Raw genomic sequence first — 17,694 nt, 5'->3', positions numbered from 1 at the left:
TTCGGTTGTTTACGGCGTTTTCGGTGTTCCGCGCGCTCGTCACCGCTGCCGCTGTGAGCGCCAGGCCAGGAAGAGGGCGGAGGCGACGGCGGCGCCCCGGACGACCCAGGGCCAGGTGTCGGCGATCGCGTCGCTCATGTGCCCCTCGGCGACGGGGGCGCCCCAACGTCCCTCGGAGCGGCCCCACAACCAGACGAGGCCGGCGGTGAGCGCGAGGCCGGGCAGCCAGAAGACCGCCGCCTTCGTCTCACGCTCCGTCAGCCGGCGTGAGGCGTAGGCGATGAGCCACCCGAGGATCAGCACGAACCAGTTCCCGAGCACCGCGCCCGCGACCAGACAGCCGGCGGCGATCAGGAGCAGGGGGTTGCTCCAGCGGCGGCCCGGTGCGCCGGCGGTCCGGGGCAGGCGCAGCCGACGGCGGCGGGCGGGGGCGGCGGGGGTGTCGTCGTCGGGGGCGGCGCCTTCCTCGACGGCGTCGGACTCGTCGTCGGCGTCGTCCTCGGGCTTTCGGCGCGGCGGCGGCTTGAGCAGGTCGGGGATCTCGACTCCGCCGACGAACCCGGGAATGTCCTCGCCGGGGCCGAACGGGGTCGGCTCGTTCAGCCACCAGTCGGGGCCTGAGCCGCCGTCGCCCAGTTCGTGCGCGGGCGCGCGGTGCGGCGGGGACGCCGCGTCGGAGGGGACGCCGGCGGGCGGCGGCGTGCCGGTGCGGGGGCGGGGCACGATCCGCCGGATCCCCTTCGGCCGCTCTGGCCGCTCGGGCCGCTCTGGCCGGCGGTCCTGCTTCGGCTGCTCCGGGTCTCCCGTGGGTTCCGGCTGTTTCTCTTGCCGCGGCTGTTTCTGTTGCTTCGGCTGTTTCTGCTGCCTCGGTCGGTCCGGCTGCGCGTCGCGGTCCCGCTGGACGGGAACGGAGGGCGTCGGCGTCCGGGGCACGCCGCCGCCGTCGGCAGCGGCGGCCACGAGGTCGTCGGGGCTGCCGAGGCGGTCGATGATGCGGCGGACGGCCGCGGGCGAGTCGACGGGCGCCTTGGCCCGCCGCCGGTCGATCTCGTTGCGCAGCTCGGAGACGAGCCGCATCCGGGTGGCCGACGACAACTGCCGCTGCTGCGCGACGTCGCCGACGCGGCTCAGATACTCGTAGACGACTTGGTCGCTCTCGATCCCCACGCCGAAGACGCTAGTGCATCGGGGCCCCCAGGTCCGGGGACGGCGGCTCCCGAGGGCGTCAACCGCTACCGTGGGCAGAATGAGCACCGAGGACCAGTCGGCCCCCCGGTCCCTCGCGGAAGCGCTCCGCGCCCGGGACGACGCTTCCCTGGCCGCGCTGCTGCGCGCCCGCCCCGATCTCATCACCCCGGTCCCCACCGACCTCACGCAGCTCGCCACCCGCGCCGGCACCCGTGCCTCCGTCGTCCGCGCGCTCGAGCGGCTCGACCGGTTCGTGCTGCAGACGGCGGAGGCGCTGGCCGTGGCCGGCGATCCGGCGACCCGCGAGGAGCTGTTCGGCCTGATGGCGGGGGACGCCGGCGAGCCGGCCGTGGTCGCGGCCCTCCCGGCGGCGTTGGCGACCTTGCGCGAGCAGGCGCTGGTGTGGGGCGCGGACGACCGTCTGCGGTTGGTGCGCACCGCGCGTGAGCTGCTGGCGCCGTCCCCGCAGCACCCGTCGCCGACAGGGCTCGGGCCGAGTGTGCGGGAGGCGACGGCGGGCATGTCGCCGGGCCGGATCCAGGAGATCGTGGCGACGGTGGGGCTGCCGTCGACGCACGACTCGGTCTCGGCCGTGGGCGCGCTCACCGCTCTGTTCACCCATCGCCGGAAGATGGCCGCACTGCTGGCGGGGGCGCCCGCCGAGTCCCTCGAGGTGCTGGAACGGCTGGTGTGGGGGCCGCCGTACGGTCAGGTCACGGCCGATCCCGCGGCGCGGCTGCGCTGGCTGCTCGACCGTGCTCTGCTGCTGCCGACGGCGCCCGGGACCGTCGTGCTGCCGCGCGAGGTCGCCCTGCATCTGCGCAGGGGCCGCGCGCACCGGGCGCCCGAACCGGTGCCGCCGGCCGTGGAGCCGCTCGTGGTGCACGCGCCGCAGGTGGTGGACGCGACGGCGGCCGGTCAGGCGTACACGGCGCTGGCGACGGTCGAGGAGCTGCTGAAGGAGTGGGACGAGGGCGGGCCCGCGGTGCTGCGGGCCGGCGGGATCAGCGTCCGCGACCTCAAACGGACGGCCGTCGCGCTGGACGTGGCCGAGCCGGTCGCCGCTTTCTGGGTCGAGCTGGCGTACGCGGCGGGGCTGCTCGCCTCGGACGGCGAGGCCGACGAGCGGTATGCGGCGACCCCGGAGTACGACGAGTGGGTGGAGCGGCCGCCGGCCGAGCGGTGGGCGCGGCTCGCCGAGGCGTGGCTGGCGGCGACCCGGACCTCGGGGGTGGTCGGCGGCCGGGACATGAAGGAGCGGGCGCTGTCGGCGCTGGGTCCGGGTCTCGACCGGTCCGCCGCGCCCGAGGTGCGTCATCGGGTGCTGACGTTGCTGGCCGGGCTGCCCGAGGGCGGCGCGCCGGACGCGGAGGCGGTGCTGGCCCGGCTGCGCTGGGAGCGTCCGTTGCGCGGCGCACAGGCCGGCGCACAGGGAACGCCGGGTGCGCACGGCACGCAGGCGGCGCCCGGGTCGCCGGGGTACTCCGGGGCCGCGCAGGCCGGCGCGCAGGGTGACGAGGACCTCCGCTCCCGGCTCGCGCGCTGGGTTCTGGCGGAGGCCGAGCTGCTGGGGGTGACCGGCCGGGGCGCGCTGTCGGCGCACGGGCGCGCCCTGCTCGGCGGCGCGCCGCCCGCCGTCCGGGCCGCGCGGGCCGCCGGGGCCGCCGCTCCGGCCGGCCCCGGCGACAAACTGCCCGCACATCACCGGGCCGCCACCGCTGTCGCGGCCCCGCTCCCGCCGCCCGAGCAGGCCGTGGCCGCGGCGGCCGCGGCGCGGCTGCTCGCCCCGCTGCTGCCGGAGCCGTTGGACCACGTCCTGCTCCAGGCGGACCTGACGGCGGTCGCCCCGGGCCCGCTGCGGCGGCCGCTGGCCGACGTGCTGAGCGTTCTCGCGGACGTCGAGTCCAAGGGCGGCGCGACCGTCTACCGGTTCACCCCCGGGTCCGTCCGGCGCGCCCTGGACGCCGGGCGCAGCGCCTTGGACCTGCACGCGTTCCTCGCCGAGCACTCCCGTACGCCGGTGCCTCAGCCGCTGTCCTATCTGATCGACGACGTGGCGCGCCGGCACGGCCATCTGCGGGTGGGCGCGGCCTCTGCGTACGTCCGCTGCGACGACGAGACGATCCTGAACGAGATCCTCGCCGACAAGCGTGCCGCCGGACTGCGGCTGCGCCGGCTGGCTCCGACGGTGCTGGCGGCTCAGGCCGACCCGGCGACCCTTCTGGACGGGCTGCGGGCGCTGGGCTTCGCACCCGCCGCCGAGTCCGCCGAGGGGGACGTCCTGATCACCCGCGCGCTTGCGCACCGCACGCCGCCCCGGACGGCCCCCGAGCCGGTGCCGGACGGGCCGCCGGTTCCCGACGGCACGCTGCTCACCGCGGCGATCCGGGCCGTCCGGGCGGGTGACGCGGCCGCGACCGCACCGCGCAAGGCGACGGAGGACGCCGCCCCGCTCGCGCCGGGCGAGCTGCCCCGCACGAGTTCCGCCGAGACGCTGGCCACCATGCAGGCCGCGGTCCTCACGGGCGGGGCGCTGTGGATCGGTTACGTCAACGCGGAGGGCTCGGCCAGTCAGCGTGTCATCGCCCCGGTGCGGGTGGAGGGCGGCTTCGTGACGGGGTACGACCACACGGCGGACGAGGTCCGCACATACCCGCTGCACCGGATCACCGGAGTGGCGGAACTGGCAGACGACTGAGCCCCCGACGGCCGTCCCGGCCCACCGGCCCCCGGCGGCCGTCCCGGCGCGCCGACGCCCGGCGGCCCTCGCGCGGTGCAGCAGTCCCCGGCAGCCTTCGCAGCTCAGCAGCCCCCGGCAGCCTTCCCGGCGCGCAGCCCCCGAATGCCGTCCCGGCGCGGCAGCCCCCGACGGCTGTCGTGGGTCAGCAGTCGCCGACGGAGGCGTCCGGGGGCAGGCCGAAGTGGGCGCGGGCCGCGGACTCCAGGGCGGCGGACGGCATCGGTTCGTGGAGGGAGGTCCGGGCGAGGACGCCGAAGTGGGCCTTCGTCCACGGGCCGTACCCCTCGCCGTCCGGCGGCTCCTCCCGGGAGACGACCCGGTAGCCGCCGTCGGCCGCGGCGTCCCGCTGGAGCCGTACGACCTGCGGGTACTGTCCGGCGCCGCACTCCACGAGGGTCTGGTCGTGGACCCCGTACTCGATGCACAGCGTGTTGACGCCGGCCCGTATCTCGCCCGCGTGTTCCTCCAGTTCGAGGGCCTCCGCACGGCAGAACCAGCGTGCCCTCCACGCGGGCACGGTCTCGCCGGGGCCGTCCCCCCGCGAGTCCGCCGCGACGCGGGCCTCGATCACCGGCCGCACCTCGGCCCACAGCGCTTCGTCGACCTCGGCGGGCCACATCACCCAGGTGCCGGTGGCGGCCAGCACCGCCGCGGCTCCGACGCCGACCGCTCCCCTGCGGAACGACAGGACCGACATACCGTGATGCTCCTCACCGCGTCGCGCCCATCGCGCCTGCTCGCCCGGTCAGACCCACGGAGGGTGCGCAGGGTTGCCCGCTCCCCGGGACGGGCCGGACGGCCGCCGGAGCGGCCGACCGCCTCGCGGCACGCCGTCGCGGCACGTCGTACGGCACACTGGAGGTTTGGCCGGTGCGGAAGGGATGGCGTACGTGAACGGACCGCTGATCGTCCAGTCGGACAAGACTCTGCTCCTGGAGGTCGACCACGAGCAGGCGGACGACTGCCGTCGCGCCATCGCGCCGTTCGCCGAGCTGGAACGGGCTCCGGAGCACATCCACACCTACCGGGTGACGCCGCTGGGCCTGTGGAACGCGCGGGCGGCCGGGCACGACGCCGAGCAGGTCGTGGACGCGCTCGTGCAGTACAGCCGCTATCCCGTGCCGCACGCGCTGCTCGTGGACGTCGCGGAGACGATGGACCGGTACGGGCGGCTGACGCTGAGCAAGCATCCGGCGCACGGGCTGGTGCTGACCACCACCGATCGGCCGGTGCTGGAGGAGATCCTGCGCTCGAAGCGGGTCGCGCCGCTGGTCGGGGCCCGGCTCGATCCGGACACCGTCGTCGTGCACCCCTCCGAGCGGGGGCAGATCAAGCAGACGCTGCTGAAGCTGGGCTGGCCGGCCGAGGACCTCGCGGGGTACGTCGACGGCGAGGCGCACCCCATCGAGCTCGCCGAGGACGGGTGGGCGCTGCGCCCGTACCAGAAGCAGGCGGTGGAGAACTTCTGGCACGGCGGCAGCGGGGTCGTGGTGCTGCCCTGCGGTGCGGGCAAGACGCTGGTCGGGGCCGGGTCGATGGCGCAGGCGAAGTCCACGACGCTGATCCTCGTCACGAACACGGTGTCGGCCCGGCAGTGGAAGCACGAGCTGGTGAAGCGGACCTCGCTGACGGAGGAGGAGATCGGCGAGTACAGCGGGACGCGGAAGGAGATCCGCCCGGTCACCATCGCCACCTACCAGGTGCTGACGACCCGGCGCAAGGGCGTCTACCCGCATCTGGAGCTGTTCGACTCCCGGGACTGGGGCCTGATCGTCTACGACGAGGTGCATCTCCTGCCGGCGCCGGTCTTCAAGTTCACCGCCGACCTGCAGGCGCGGCGGCGGCTCGGTCTGACGGCCACGCTGGTCCGCGAGGACGGCCGCGAGTCGGACGTGTTCTCGCTCATCGGGCCGAAGCGGTTCGACGCGCCGTGGAAGGAGATCGAGGCGCAGGGCTACATCGCGCCCGCCGACTGTGTGGAGGTCCGGGTCAATCTCACCGACTCGGAGCGCCTCGCGTACGCGACGGCCGAGGCGGAGGAGAAGTACCGCTTCTGTGCGACGACGGCGACGAAGCGGAAGGTGACGGAGGCGCTGGTGCGGCGGTTCGCCGGGCAGCAGATCCTCGTCATCGGGCAGTACATCGACCAGCTCGACGAACTCGGCGAGCATCTGAACGCGCCGGTCATCAAGGGCGAGACGTCGAACGCGCAGCGCGAGAAGCTCTTCGGCGCCTTCCGGGAGGGCGAGATCAGCGTGCTGGTGGTGTCGAAGGTCGCGAACTTCTCGATCGACCTGCCGGAGGCGACGGTGGCCATCCAGGTGTCGGGCACCTTCGGGTCCCGGCAGGAGGAGGCGCAGCGTCTCGGCCGGGTGCTGCGCCCGAAGGCGGACGGGCACCAGGCCCACTTCTACTCGGTGGTGGCGCGGGACACCATCGACCAGGACTTCGCGGCGCACCGCCAGCGGTTCCTGGCGGAGCAGGGGTACGCCTACCGGATCATGGACGCGGACGAGTTGCTGGCGGAGGAGGCCTGAGGGCCTGGTGGCCGCCCGAGGCGTGAGCCGACCCCGCAGGTCTTCACCTGCGGCGGACGCCGGCCTCCTCGCGGTACTCGCCGAGGACGATCACGTCGAAGGCGGCGCCGACGAACACCTTCACCGCGCGCAGGGCGTCGCCGAGGCGGTGGCGGTGGTGGTCGGACAGGGGGGTCGCGCCGGACGGGCGACCGGGGGCCGGGGTGATGGTCGCTGCACTCATGTCTCCATGGTGCGCGCGGGGACATAAGGGGGGCATCGGTCCCAGGTCCCCATTCGGCGTACTCCCTGGGTACACCTGTGAGCGGGGGTGTCCCCTACGGGACGGAGGCGTGTCCCTCGGGGGCGCCGGGGAAATGCGTTGGCGCGCTTTCGGCGGCTCACCTAGACTCTCCGCTCTTGCCCGCCTCCCCTCGGAGCGCCGCCGTCCGGACGGAAACCGGACGGCAATCGCCGTAGCCCACCCTCAGCCGGCCCGGAGGCACCCCCTTGTCCACGCCGCCCTCGTCCCGCACGTCCGTCGACGACGACCCCCTCGCCCGCGAACGCGGCCATCTCGCGTCCTCCCGCGCGGCCCTGCGCGCGATGCGGGAGGACGTCGAGTCCCTCGACATCAGCGACGTCACCGCGAACTGGGTCAACGCGCAGATCCTGGAGCGGCAGATCGGGGAACGGATCAAGGCGCTGGCCGATCTCAGCGACACCCCGCTGTTCTTCGGCCGCCTCGACTACCTGCACGCTCCGGGCGCGGACCGGGCGGAGGGCGCGGAGGGCGAGAAGTTCTACATCGGGCGTCGCCATGTGCACGACGGCGACGGCGACCCGATGGTCATCGACTGGCGTGCGCCGGTCTCGCAGCCGTTCTACCGGGCGTCGAAGAAGGACCCGCTGGACGTCGGGCTGCGCCGCCGCTTCGGCTACACCCGCGGGGACATCACGGCGTACGAGGACGAGCACCTGTCCGACCCCACCGAGGCCGCCGCCACCAGCAAGCTGCTCCAGCAGGAGATCGAGCGGCCGCGTGTGGGCCCGATGCGGGACATCGTCGCCACCATCCAGCCCGAGCAGGACGAGATCGTGCGCAGCGGGTTGGGCGGCACGGTGTGCGTGCAGGGCGGTCCGGGGACCGGGAAGACCGCGGTCGGTCTGCACCGGGTGGCGTATCTGCTGTACGCCCACCGTGAGCGGCTCGCGCGCACCGGCACGCTGGTGATCGGGCCGAACAAGTCCTTCCTCCACTACATCGAGCAGGTGCTGCCGGCGCTGGGCGAGCTGACGGTCCGCCAGGGCACGGTGGACGACCTGGTGGCCCATGTGGAGGTGCGGGGCGCGGACGACGCGGAGGCGGCGCTCGTCAAGGGCGACGCGAGGATGGCGCAGGTGCTGCGGCGGGCCGTCTACGCGCAGGTGCGGATGCCGGCCGAACCGGTCGTCGTGGTGCGGGGGTCGCGGCGCTGGCGGGTTTCGGCGTACGAACTCGAGGAGATGGTGCGGGAGTTGCTCGGCCGGGACATCCGGTACGGGGCCGCCCGCGAGGCTCTGCCGCAGCGCATCGCGCACGCGGTGCTGGTGCAGATGGAGCGCTCGGGCGAGGCCCCGGACGACCGGGTGCAGGACGCCGTGGCCCGCAACAGCGCGGTGAAGGCGGCCGTGAAGGAGGTCTGGCCGGTCGTCGACCCGGCGAAGCTGGTGCTGCGGCTGCTGACGGACGCGGAGTTCCTCGCCGAGCACGCGGACGGCGTGCTGAGCGAGCAGGAGCAGAAGACGATCCTCGCGGCCAAGCCGGCGCGGTCGGTGAAGGCGGCCAGGTGGTCGGCGGCGGACGCGGTGCTGATCGACGAGGCGAGGGACCTGGTGGAGCGCACGCACTCGCTCGGTCATGTGGTCCTCGACGAGGCGCAGGACCTGTCGCCGATGCAGTACCGGGCGGTCGGCCGCCGTTGCACGACGGGGTCGGCGACCGTGCTGGGCGATCTGGCGCAGGGCACCACCCCGTGGGCGACCCGGAGCTGGGAGGAGGCTCTCGGGCATCTGGGCAAGGCGGACGCGGTGGTCGAGGAGCTGACGGCCGGATTCCGTGTGCCGACGGACGTGATCGTCTACGCCTCCCGGCTGCTGCCGCACATCGCGCCGGGCCTCACCCCCGTCGCGTCGGTCCGTGAGAACCCCGGCTTCTTCGACCTCCGGGAGGTCGCGGACACGGCGGACGTCGTCGAGGCGTGCGAGGAGCTGCTGCGCAACGAGGGCTCGACGGGCCTGATCGCGGCCGACGCCCGGATCCCGGCGCTGGCCGAGGCGCTGGCGGCGGCGGGCGTCCGGTGGCTGTCCCCTGGTGAGGAGACGACGGCCGAGACCCGCCTCACCCTGGTCCCGGCGTCGCTGGCCAAGGGCCTGGAGTACGACTACGTCGTGCTGGACGAACCGCAGGCCGTGGTCGAGGGGGAGCCCGACGAACGGACGGGCCTGCGCCGCCTGTACGTGGCCCTGACCCGGGCGGTCTCGGGCCTCCTCGTCACCCACACCGCCCCCCTGCCCCGACAACTCACCTGACCGGAGCCCCGCCCGGCTCCGGCCTACCCGCCCTGGCCCCGCCCCGCACGCGCCGCCGTCTCGGGGTGCGCCGTGGGCTTGGGGTGCGCCGTGGGCTCGGGGTGCGCCGTGGGCTCGGGGTGCCCGCCGTCCACCGCACTGCGCCACTCGCGGACGGCGTGTGCCGACACCGGGCCGGACCAGCCGTGCGGGCGGGCCGCGCCGCCGATGTGGAACGCGTCGATCCCGGCGGCCCGCAGCCTCGACAGGTGGCCGAGGCGCAGGCCGCCGCCGACGAGGAGGCGCTGTTCATAGCCCTGTTCACCGTGCCGGGCGGCCTCGGCGAGCAGGGTGGGCAGGCCCGCGTCGACCCCGGCCGGGGAGCCGGCGGTGAGGTAGGCGTCCAGTCCGGGCAGGCCGTCCAGCTGCTTGCGCAGGGCGTCGCGGTCGGCGGCGTGGTCGAGGGCTCGGTGGAAGGTCCAGCGGCAGCCGTCCAGCTCGGCGACGACCCGCTCGACGGCGGGAAGGTCCACCGCGCCCTGCGCGTCGAGGAAGCCGAGCACGAACTCCTGCGCGCCGGCCGCCCGCAGGTCGGCGGCGGCCCGCACGAGGCGGTCGACGTCCCCGGCCGCGAAGCCGTCGGACAGCCGCAGCATGACGCGCAGGGAGAGGTCGACGGCGGCCCGGACGGCGGCGAACACCGCGACCGGCGGGGTGAGCCCGTCGGCGGCCATCTCGGTGACCAGCTCGAGGCGGTCCGCGCCTCCGGCCTGGGCGGCGACCGCGTCCTCGGCGTCGAGGGCGATCACCTCCAGAACTGCACGCTTGCTCATGGGTCCCCATTCGTCGGCGTTCGGCGTTCATGGCGTTCGTCGGCGTTCATCGGCGCCGTCGGAGTTCGTCGGCGGTCCGCGGCGCGCGTTCCGCACCCTGGCGCTTTACAGGTCTAGTCCAATTTAAGAATACGCCGGTCGGCGGGACAATGAGGCCATGGCCGATCTCGACGCGCTGCGCACCCGTTTCAGCCACGCACTGGAAGGGGTCCGGGGCCCGGGCGGCGGCGCCGATCCCGCGCCCTACGCCGACGCCCTCCTCACCCGCTGGCAGGAGCCGCAGCGCCGCTACCACACGCTGACCCATCTCACCGACGTCCTCGACCGCGTCGACGTCCTCCAGGAGCACGCCGCCGACCCGGACGTCGTCCGGCTGGCCGCCTGGTTCCACGACGCCGTCTACCTCCCCGACCGCTCCGAGAACGAGGAGCGCTCCGCCCGTCTCGCCGAGCGCGCCCTCGCCGAGGCCGGCGCGCCCGCGGAGAAGACGGCCGAGATCGCGCGGCTCGTCCGGCTCACCGTCACCCACGACCCGGCCGACGACGACCCCGACGGCCGGGTGCTGTGCGACGCCGACCTCGCGGTCCTCGCCTCGCCGCCGTCCGAGTACGCCGCCTACACCACCGCCGTCCGCGAGGAGTACTCCTTCGTGCCGAACGACGCCTTCCGGGCCGGCCGCTCGGACGTCCTGCGCCAACTCCTCGCCCTGCCCCGGCTGTTCAGAACGCCGTACGGGAGCGACCACTGGGAGGACACGGCCCGCTACAACCTGCGGGGCGAGCTGGAGCTGCTGGCCTCATGACCGCCGCCGCGCACCTGCCCGCCGCCCCGCACATTCCCGCCGGGCGGCTCACCCTCGTGGGCGTCTCCCCCACGGTCGCCGCCGGACTGCGGGCGGGCGGCGGCGGGGGCTTCGACTGGCTCGGGGGCTCCCCGTTCGCCGGCACCCGGGACGCCGCCGGAATGCTGACCACGGCGTACGCGGCCGGCGTGCACCGCCCGGAGTTCGGCCTGTACGTCCTCGTACGGCGGTCGGACGGCCTGGCCGTCGGCAGCATGGGCTTCCACGCCGCTCCCGACGACGACGGCCGCACGGAGATCGGCTACGACCTGGTCGAGGCCGCCCGCGGCCGGGGCTACGCGACCGAGGCCCTGCGCGCGCTCGCCGGATGGGCGCTGGCACGGGACGACGTGCGACGCCTGTTCGCGGTCGTCGAACACCTCAACGCCCCCTCGCGGGCCGTGCTCGAACGGGCCGGTTTCGTCCGGGTCGGCGAAGGCGAGGGGGAGTACGCGTATGAGCTGCGCGGCCGACCGCACCTGACGTAGCCGCGGCCGATCTTCGTCGCTTTGCCTCCCGGCCCACGCCCTCCGCTTCGGATAATTCCGACACGGCCGCGCCGCGCGCGGTCGCGCACGCCGGGGGAAACGGGGGAACGCCATGAGCACGACCGGCCCGTCCACACCACCGGACCCTCCCGACCACCACCGGCTGGCCCGACAGAGTGTGCGGTGGGCCATCATCGGGGTCGTCGTCAGTTCGGTGCTCGCCGTCGTGGGCATCTACCAGTCGTCCCACGGCGGCGGGGGCGGCGTGACCGGCGGCTCGAGCTCCAGTTCCACTTCCGGCTCGACCTCCGGTTCCGTTTCCGGCGGCGACTCCGCTTCGGGCTCCACGACGGGCGACGGCGGCACGGACGGGACGACGACGGACGGCGCCACCGAGGGAACGACCGACGGAACCACGGCCGGCGGAACCACGGCCGGAGGGACCACGGCCGGGGGCACCTCAGGCGCCTCCGACTCCGGCGGGACGTCCGGCGGCGCAGGCACCACCGACGACAGCGGGAACGACGGGCTGACCGCGGACGAACGCGCCCTGCGCGACACGCTCAACACCGACCAGTGGTCGCGCGACAGCTGCGCGCACACCGAGTGGCGGGGCGCGGACGCCGCCCTGTACTGCACGGTGACCACCGTCGACCAGTACGGCGTCTCGGGCTCCGGCAAGGCGAGCGTCATCATGTACGGGACCAAGTCCGACCGCGACGCCGTCTTCCAGTCCTACGCCGCCCGACTGCAGCCCGGCGACTGCGAGGCGCGGACCAACGCCTACGGCACCTGGCGCGAGAACAACACCGGCGACTCCGCCGGGGACGTCGTCTGCTTCCTGTCGGACACCGGGCAGTACGTCTTCCTCTGCTCGTACTACGACCGCCCCGCGCTGGTCCAGATCAGCGGCCCCGACCACACCAGCCTCGCGGCCTGGTGGCACACCATGGAACCGGTCTTCAGCAGCTGACGACGCCTTCACCGCGGACCCCGTCCCGGCGGCTCTCATCGCAGCGGCCCCCGTCCCGGCTGCCGTCACCCCCGGCCGTCACCCCCGGCCGTCGCCCCGGACCCGTCCCGGCTGCCGCTCTTGCGCCGGCGCAGGCCGGCCGCCGTCAGCAGCCTCACCACCTCACGGCTGCTCACCTCGACCGCGCCGGCCGCCACCACCTCGTCGTAGCGAGGGGACGGAATGTCGTAGTGGTCGCGTTCGAAGGCCCGCCGCGGGACGCCCAACCGGTCGGCGAACGCCTGCAGTTCGGCATACGAGACGTCGCTGACCAGGTGCGACCACATCCGGCCGTGCCCCGGCCAGTCCGGCGGGTCGATGTAGACGGTCATGAGCGCCTCACGCGGACGGCCCGCCTCCCATGGCCGACCCCAGCGAGCCCACCGAGGCGACCTTCACCCCGGCCTTGTGGCACACCCAGTGCGGGTCGGGGCCCAGCTCGGGCTCGACGTCGAGGGCGTGCGGGTCGCCGGAGCCGCAGACCGGGCACAGCGGCCAGCGCCCGTACCGCTCCAGCAGCGCGTCCTGCACGTCCTGGGCCACCAGACCGGCCACGAACGCCGCGCCGTCCGGCCACTGCTCGACCCACCAGCGGCGCTGCACGACCGAGTCCTCGACCATCGACACCACGTCCGCCGCGGCGACCTCGCCCGAGGCCAGGTCGGCGAGCACCAGGGCACGCGCTGTGTGCAACGTCTGTTCCAGGGGGCTGGTGGGGTCCATGCCCCTATTGTGCGCACTCCCGACCCGCTCCCGGACAGAAAATACGTTTCATGTGCCGCCCGCGCAGGCGTCGCCGGAGAGCTCCGCACCCGGTCCGGCCGCGTCGCATCAGGCGTCGGCCCACCGCCGGCGGTAGATGTTGCAGGGTCCCTGCCGACGAGAGAACCGGAAACTCCATGACCTCCAGTGCCGGCTCCCAGGATCTGCGCACCGCGCTCGACACCCTCACCACCGAGGCCTTCCGCCCCGACCTCGCCGAGATCGACCGCCTCCCCACCCTCGACATCGCCCGGCTGATGAACGCGGAGGACGCCGGCGTCGCCGCCGCCGTGGCCGCACAGCTCCCGCGCATCGCCGCCGTCGTCGACGCGACGGCGACGCGGATGGCGCGCGGCGGACGGCTGGTCTACGCGGGCGCGGGCACCGCGGGACGGCTCGGCGTGCTCGACGCCTCCGAGTGCCCGCCCACCTTCGGCACCGCCCCCGGCCGGGTCGTCGGGGTGATCGCGGGCGGGCCGCCGGCCATGACCGTCCCGGTCGAGGGCGCCGAGGACTCCCCCGAGCTCGCCGAGGCGGATCTCGCCGCGCTCTCCCTCACCCCCGACGACACGGTGATCGGCGTCTCCGCCTCGGGCCGCACCCCCTACGCGGTCGGCGCGGTGCGGCACGCCCGCGCGCGGGGCGCGCTGACCGTCGCTCTGGCCTGCAACGCGGGCAGCGCGCTGGCCGCCGCCGCCGAGCACGCGATCGAGGTGGTGGTGGGCCCCGAGCTGCTCACCGGCTCGACCCGGTTGAAGGCGGGCACCGCGCAGAAGCTGGTGCTGAACATGGTCTCGACGATCACGATGATCCGGCTGGGCAAGACGTACGGGAACCTGATGGTCGACGTCCGAGCCTCCAACGAGAAGCTGCGCGCCCGGTCGCGACGGATCGTCGCGCTGGCGACGGGTGCGCCGGACGACGAGATCGAGGCGGCTCTCGCGGCGGCGGACGGCGAGGTGAAGGCCGCGATCCTGGTGGTGCTGGCGGGGGTGGAGGGGCCGGTCGCCGCCCGCCTTCTGGAGGAGTCCGGGGGACATCTGCGCGCCGCTCTCACCGCGGCGGGCCGCTGAGCCGCACGCTCGGGGGGTGCGCATCGACTCCTCCTCCACAGCCGCCGCGATCCTGCCCCTGGTGGGCGGCCCCGCGAACGTCCTGTCCGTCGCCCACTGCATGACCCGGCTGCGACTGGACCTCGCCGATCCGTCCCGGGCGGACGAGGAGGCCCTGCGGGCGCTGCCCGGGGTGCTCGGCGTCGTGGTGGCCGACGGCGCCTTCCAGATCGTCCTCGGGCCGGGCGTGGTGACCCGGGTGACGGCCGACTTCGAGCAGCTGACGGCCGCACACCGGCTGGCGGCACGCGGCGCCGGACTGAAGGCGCGGCAGCGCGAGCGCGACGCGACCCCGCTGAAAAGCGCCCTGCGCCGCCTCGCCGCGGTCTTCGTCCCCCTCGTCCCGGCCCTCGTCGGCTGCGGGATCCTGGCCGGCGCGAACGGCCTGCTCCTCAACGCGGGCCTGCTGCCGGGTCTCACGCCGGCGCTGACCGCCGTCGCCTCCGGCTTCATGGCGCTGATCGCCGTCTTCGTGGGCCACAACACGGCGAAGGAGTTCGGCGGCACACCGGTCCTGGGCGGCGCGGTCGCGGCGATCGTCGTGTATCCGGGGGTCGCGAAGGTGACGGCGTTCGGGGTGACGCTCGCTCCCGGCCAGGGCGGCGTCCTCGGCGCGCTGGCGGCCGCGCTGCTGGCGACGTACGTGGAGAAGCAGTGCCGCGGCCGGGTACCGGAGACGCTGGACGTGCTCCTCACCCCCGCCCTGACGGTCCTGGTCGCCGGTCTCGGCACCCTGTACGGGCTGATGTACGCGGCCGGCGCGGTCTCGGCGGCCGTCGGCTCGGCGGCGAACTGGCTGCTGACGACGACGGGCGCCTTCGCCGGCCTGCTGCTGGGCGGGCTCTTCCTGCCGCTGGTGATGCTGGGCCTGCACCAGGCGCTGATCCCCGTCCACACCACGCTCATCGAGCAGCAGGGGTACACGGTCCTGCTGCCGGTGCTGGCGATGGCGGGCGCGGGCCAGGTCGGCGCGGCGGCGGCGGTGTACGTCCGGCTGCGCGACGACGTGGCGCTGCGGACGACGATCAGGTCGGCGCTCCCGGCCGGGCTGCTGGGCGTCGGCGAGCCCCTGATCTACGGGGTGTCGCTGCCGCTGGGCCGCCCGTTCCTCACCGCCTGCGCGGGCGGCGCGGCCGGCGGCGCCTTCATCGGGTTCTTCGCGATGCTCGGCGACCGGGTCGGGGCGACGGCGATCGGCCCGTCGGGCTGGGCCCTGTTCCCGCTGCTGGCGGGCGACCGGGGGCCGGGCACCACGGCGGCGGTCTACGCGGGCGGCCTGCTGACCGGGTACGCGGTCGGCTTCGCCGCCACCTACGTCTTCGGCGGCGTCCGGGCAGCGGCCGCGGCCCTGTCCCCCACGACCACGGCCACCGCCGTGGATACCGCTCCCCCGGACAACCTCGGCCCCTTCACTCCACCCGAAACGACCCCCCGGCCCGACCCGGCCACCCCGCCCGCCACCACCACCGCCCCGCCCACGCACTGAGGCCGCCGCTCCCGCATCGAGGCCCGCTCCCGCGGACGCGGCCGGCGAGAGCCGTCGTCCGGCGCGGGCCGTCGTCGGCCGAGAGCCGTTCTCCGGCGAAAGTCGTCGTTCAGCGCGAGCCCTACCCTTGGGGCCATGAACCACGCCCAGCTCACCGCGCTCGGCCGTGCCCTCCGTGTGCTCGGCGAACACGGCGACGCCCTCACCGCGGACACCCCCGACGCCCGGTTGCACGAGGTCAAGGCCGATCTGCGGCGAGCGCTGGAGCTGCTGGACGACAGCGTGGTCGGCGCCGTCCCGACCACCCGATGCGCCGAACACCCGTACGGTCCGGTCGACCAGGCGGCGGCCGACCTGTGCCTGCTGTGCGAGACGCGCCGCCGGACGGCCCGGCGCGCCGAGTTCAACGGCCCGCCGCCGCAGGCGCCCCACACCACCCCCGCACCTTCGCGGTACGGCACCCGCGCCGACCGCCCGCAGCCCCAGCAGCGCTGGCTGGCGGAGCTGTGGAACGGCCAGGAGTGGCAGCTCTGCGGAACACCGCGGCGGGACCGGCGCGAGGCGGAGCTGTACATCGCCGCCCTGCGCCGGGGGTCCCGTCCCGCGATGGCCTACCGGCTCGTGCACGAGTTCACCGACTACGAGGTCCTGCGGATCTGGGGCACCCCGGTGAAGGTGGACATCGAGCCGCTCGGCAACCTCTGAGCGGTCCCGTCCCCCCGGGCGGCAGAGCCGGGTCGAGGCTCAGCTCAGGGTGCGCAGCGCGGCGGCGTCGTAGGGCTTCAGCTCGTCGAGACGGCCGCCCAGCACCTTCGCCGCCCACTCCGGGTCCTGCAGCAGCGCCCGACCGACGGCCACCATGTCGAACTCGTCGCGCTCCAGACGGTCCAGGAGGTCGTCGATCCCCTTGACCGGCGCGCCCTCGCCCGCGAAGCCCCGGATGAAGTCGCCGTCGAGGCCGACCGAGCCGACCGTGATGGAGGGCTTGCCGGTGAGCTTCTTCGTCCAGCCCGCGAGGTTCAGGTCGGAGCCGTCGAACTCCGGCAGCCAGTAGCGGCGGGTGGAGGCGTGGAAGGCGTCGACGCCGGCGGCGGCGAGCGGGGCGAGGAGGGCCTCCAGCTCCTCGGGGGTCTCGGCGAGACGGGCGTCGTAGGCGTCCGACTTCCACTGCGAGTAGCGGAAGATGACCGGGAACTCGGCGGAGACGGTCGCGCGGACGGCGGCCACGATCTCGGCGGCGAACTTCGTGCGGGCCACCAGGTCGCCGCCGTAGGCGTCGGTCCGGCGGTTGGTGCCGGCCCACAGGAACTGGTCGAGCAGGTAGCCGTGGGCGCCGTGCAGCTCGACGCCGTCGAACCCGATGCGCTCGGCGGCGGCCGCGGCCTCGGCGAACGCGCCGATGACGTCGTCCAGGTCGCGCTGGGTCATCGCCTTGCCGGCGCCCTCGGTGCCGTCCAGCCGGATGCCGGAAGGCCCGACGGCGGGCGCGTCCGCGTACGGCGGCTCACCCTGCTTGCGCACCATGCCGATGTGCCACAGCTGCGGCACGATCTTCCCGCCGCCCGCGTGCACGGCCTCCGCGACCTTCGCCCAGCCCTCGAGCTGCTCCGCCCCGTGGAACCGGGGGACCCGGTCGCTCTGCCCGGCGGAGTCGTGCCCGACGTAGGTGCCCTCGGTGACGATGAGACCGACACCTGCGGCGGCGCGGCGGCCGTAGTACGACACCACGTCCTCGCCGGGGACGCCGTCCGGGGAGAACATGCGCGTCATGGGTGCCATGACGATGCGGTTCGGGACGGTCAGTCCGTTGATCGAGACCGGCCGCGAGAGGATCTCGGCGGCGCGCGAGGCGGCAGGCGGGGTGATGCTCACGTGAGGGACTCCTCGGGACGACGATGAACCAGCTGGTATGTGCACACGCATCGAGTGCTCCCCCGCACAACTCCGCCGACCCCCGACCGCATTCCGACCGCCCCGCAGATCCCCGAGTGATCCCGGACACGCTCCCCTCGGGAAGCGGTGCCGCGTTCTGCAGCGGGGGCAGTGGCACCGACTGCCTGGAAACCGTGGCACCGACTGCCTGGAAGCCGCGCCCGGCCACCCCCTGAAACGCCCGAGGGCGGCACCCCCCGTTTCCGGGAAGTACCGCCCTCGGTCCGAAGGACA

At 74.6% G+C, this 17,694-nt stretch carries 15 protein-coding genes and 1 pseudogene; 9 read left to right on the top strand and 7 right to left on the bottom strand.

Going from position 1 to position 17,694, the window contains the following annotated elements:
* Nucleotides 1-39: 39 nt before the first annotated feature.
* A complete protein-coding gene (locus OHS82_RS23235; RefSeq protein WP_057579101.1) occupies nucleotides 40-1,167 on the bottom strand; it encodes a hypothetical protein in 1,128 nt (375 codons plus the stop codon).
* Nucleotides 1,168-1,246: 79 nt separating this feature from the next.
* Here OHS82_RS23235 and OHS82_RS23230 point away from each other — a divergent pair, with 79 nt between their 5' ends.
* Nucleotides 1,247-3,886 (top strand): helicase-associated domain-containing protein, encoded by a 2,640-nt coding sequence (locus tag OHS82_RS23230; protein ID WP_328434401.1) that lies wholly within the window; start codon nucleotides 1,247-1,249, stop codon nucleotides 3,884-3,886.
* A gap of 184 nt (nucleotides 3,887-4,070) precedes the next feature.
* Here the strand turns inward: OHS82_RS23230 and OHS82_RS23225 are convergent, their stop codons facing one another.
* Entirely contained in the window at nucleotides 4,071-4,625 is a 555-nt protein-coding gene (locus OHS82_RS23225; RefSeq protein WP_328434400.1) for a hypothetical protein, read from the bottom strand.
* Nucleotides 4,626-4,818: 193 nt separating this feature from the next.
* Here OHS82_RS23225 and OHS82_RS23220 point away from each other — a divergent pair, with 193 nt between their 5' ends.
* A complete protein-coding gene (locus tag OHS82_RS23220) occupies nucleotides 4,819-6,465 on the top strand; it encodes a DNA repair helicase XPB (protein ID WP_057579409.1) in 1,647 nt (548 codons plus the stop codon).
* Nucleotides 6,466-6,508: 43 nt separating this feature from the next.
* Here OHS82_RS23220 and OHS82_RS23215 read toward each other — a convergent pair whose 3' ends face one another.
* Nucleotides 6,509-6,688, bottom strand: coding sequence for a hypothetical protein (locus OHS82_RS23215; protein ID WP_199863795.1), 180 nt, complete (start codon nucleotides 6,686-6,688; stop codon nucleotides 6,509-6,511).
* Between the two features lie 266 nt (nucleotides 6,689-6,954).
* On the opposite strand from OHS82_RS23215, the gene OHS82_RS23210 reads away from it, so the two are divergent.
* Nucleotides 6,955-9,015 carry a HelD family protein gene (locus OHS82_RS23210; RefSeq protein WP_057579107.1) on the top strand — a complete coding sequence of 687 codons (2,061 nt, stop codon included), beginning with the start codon at nucleotides 6,955-6,957 and terminating at the stop codon, nucleotides 9,013-9,015.
* 23 nt (nucleotides 9,016-9,038) lie between these two features.
* Here the strand turns inward: OHS82_RS23210 and OHS82_RS23205 are convergent, their stop codons facing one another.
* Nucleotides 9,039-9,827, bottom strand: coding sequence for a copper homeostasis protein CutC (locus OHS82_RS23205; RefSeq protein ID WP_328434399.1), 789 nt, complete (start codon nucleotides 9,825-9,827; stop codon nucleotides 9,039-9,041).
* Between the two features lie 157 nt (nucleotides 9,828-9,984).
* Here OHS82_RS23205 and OHS82_RS23200 point away from each other — a divergent pair, with 157 nt between their 5' ends.
* The 3 genes and pseudogenes from OHS82_RS23200 to OHS82_RS23190 all read left to right on the top strand — a co-directional run bounded on the left by OHS82_RS23200 (nucleotide 9,985) and on the right by OHS82_RS23190 (nucleotide 12,129).
* Nucleotides 9,985-10,629, top strand: a complete 645-nt coding sequence (locus tag OHS82_RS23200; protein ID WP_057579109.1) for an HD domain-containing protein — start codon at nucleotides 9,985-9,987, stop codon at nucleotides 10,627-10,629.
* Nucleotides 10,630-10,661: 32 nt separating this feature from the next.
* Nucleotides 10,662-11,156 (top strand): annotated as a pseudogene (locus OHS82_RS23195) (GNAT family N-acetyltransferase); the annotation flags it as partial.
* Between the two features lie 112 nt (nucleotides 11,157-11,268).
* Nucleotides 11,269-12,129, top strand: a complete 861-nt coding sequence (locus tag OHS82_RS23190; protein WP_328434398.1) for a hypothetical protein — start codon at nucleotides 11,269-11,271, stop codon at nucleotides 12,127-12,129.
* Between the two features lie 65 nt (nucleotides 12,130-12,194).
* Here the strand turns inward: OHS82_RS23190 and OHS82_RS23185 are convergent, their stop codons facing one another.
* Both OHS82_RS23185 and OHS82_RS23180 read right to left on the bottom strand, forming a co-directional pair.
* Nucleotides 12,195-12,500 (bottom strand): DUF4031 domain-containing protein, encoded by a 306-nt coding sequence (locus OHS82_RS23185; RefSeq protein ID WP_057579115.1) that lies wholly within the window; start codon nucleotides 12,498-12,500, stop codon nucleotides 12,195-12,197.
* Nucleotides 12,501-12,507: 7 nt separating this feature from the next.
* Nucleotides 12,508-12,891, bottom strand: coding sequence for a hypothetical protein (locus OHS82_RS23180; RefSeq protein ID WP_266720854.1), 384 nt, complete (start codon nucleotides 12,889-12,891; stop codon nucleotides 12,508-12,510).
* 176 nt (nucleotides 12,892-13,067) lie between these two features.
* Here OHS82_RS23180 and murQ point away from each other — a divergent pair, with 176 nt between their 5' ends.
* From murQ to OHS82_RS23165, 3 genes are all read left to right on the top strand, one after another.
* Nucleotides 13,068-14,003 (top strand): N-acetylmuramic acid 6-phosphate etherase, encoded by a 936-nt coding sequence (gene murQ / locus OHS82_RS23175; protein WP_057579119.1) that lies wholly within the window; start codon nucleotides 13,068-13,070, stop codon nucleotides 14,001-14,003.
* Nucleotides 14,004-14,019: 16 nt separating this feature from the next.
* Complete coding sequence (locus OHS82_RS23170) at nucleotides 14,020-15,528, top strand: PTS transporter subunit EIIC (RefSeq protein WP_107105220.1); 1,509 nt, start codon at nucleotides 14,020-14,022, stop codon at nucleotides 15,526-15,528.
* A 135-nt stretch (nucleotides 15,529-15,663) separates the two neighbouring features.
* Nucleotides 15,664-16,233 carry a hypothetical protein gene (locus tag OHS82_RS23165; RefSeq protein ID WP_057579121.1) on the top strand — a complete coding sequence of 190 codons (570 nt, stop codon included), beginning with the start codon at nucleotides 15,664-15,666 and terminating at the stop codon, nucleotides 16,231-16,233.
* A 39-nt stretch (nucleotides 16,234-16,272) separates the two neighbouring features.
* On the opposite strand, the gene OHS82_RS23160 is transcribed toward OHS82_RS23165, so the two are convergent.
* Nucleotides 16,273-17,400 carry an NADH:flavin oxidoreductase gene (locus OHS82_RS23160; protein ID WP_057579122.1) on the bottom strand — a complete coding sequence of 376 codons (1,128 nt, stop codon included), beginning with the start codon at nucleotides 17,398-17,400 and terminating at the stop codon, nucleotides 16,273-16,275.
* Nucleotides 17,401-17,694: the final 294 nt, after the last annotated feature.

Origin of the sequence: Streptomyces sp. NBC_00425, assembly GCF_036030735.1 — a bacterium.
Taxonomy (GTDB): domain Bacteria; phylum Actinomycetota; class Actinomycetes; order Streptomycetales; family Streptomycetaceae; genus Streptomyces.
The sequence above is the reverse complement of the archived record's forward strand: the minus strand, read 5'-3'. Positions and strand labels throughout refer to the sequence as shown.

Excerpts from the sequence above, each read along its gene's own strand:
- OHS82_RS23200 (WP_057579109.1), top strand. The coding sequence starts at position 9,985 with ATGGCCGATCTCGACGCGCTGCGCACCCGTTTCAGCCACGCACTGGAA.
- OHS82_RS23225 (WP_328434400.1), bottom strand. The coding sequence starts at position 4,625 with ATGTCGGTCCTGTCGTTCCGCAGGGGAGCGGTCGGCGTCGGAGCCGCG.
- OHS82_RS23180 (WP_266720854.1), bottom strand. The coding sequence starts at position 12,891 with ATGGACCCCACCAGCCCCCTGGAACAGACGTTGCACACAGCGCGTGCC.
- OHS82_RS23215 (WP_199863795.1), bottom strand. The coding sequence starts at position 6,688 with ATGAGTGCAGCGACCATCACCCCGGCCCCCGGTCGCCCGTCCGGCGCG.
- OHS82_RS23185 (WP_057579115.1), bottom strand. The coding sequence starts at position 12,500 with ATGACCGTCTACATCGACCCGCCGGACTGGCCGGGGCACGGCCGGATG.
- OHS82_RS23165 (WP_057579121.1), top strand. The coding sequence starts at position 15,664 with ATGAACCACGCCCAGCTCACCGCGCTCGGCCGTGCCCTCCGTGTGCTC.
- OHS82_RS23205 (WP_328434399.1), bottom strand. The coding sequence starts at position 9,827 with ATGAGCAAGCGTGCAGTTCTGGAGGTGATCGCCCTCGACGCCGAGGAC.
- OHS82_RS23230 (WP_328434401.1), top strand. The coding sequence starts at position 1,247 with ATGAGCACCGAGGACCAGTCGGCCCCCCGGTCCCTCGCGGAAGCGCTC.
- murQ (WP_057579119.1), top strand. The coding sequence starts at position 13,068 with ATGACCTCCAGTGCCGGCTCCCAGGATCTGCGCACCGCGCTCGACACC.
- OHS82_RS23190 (WP_328434398.1), top strand. The coding sequence starts at position 11,269 with ATGAGCACGACCGGCCCGTCCACACCACCGGACCCTCCCGACCACCAC.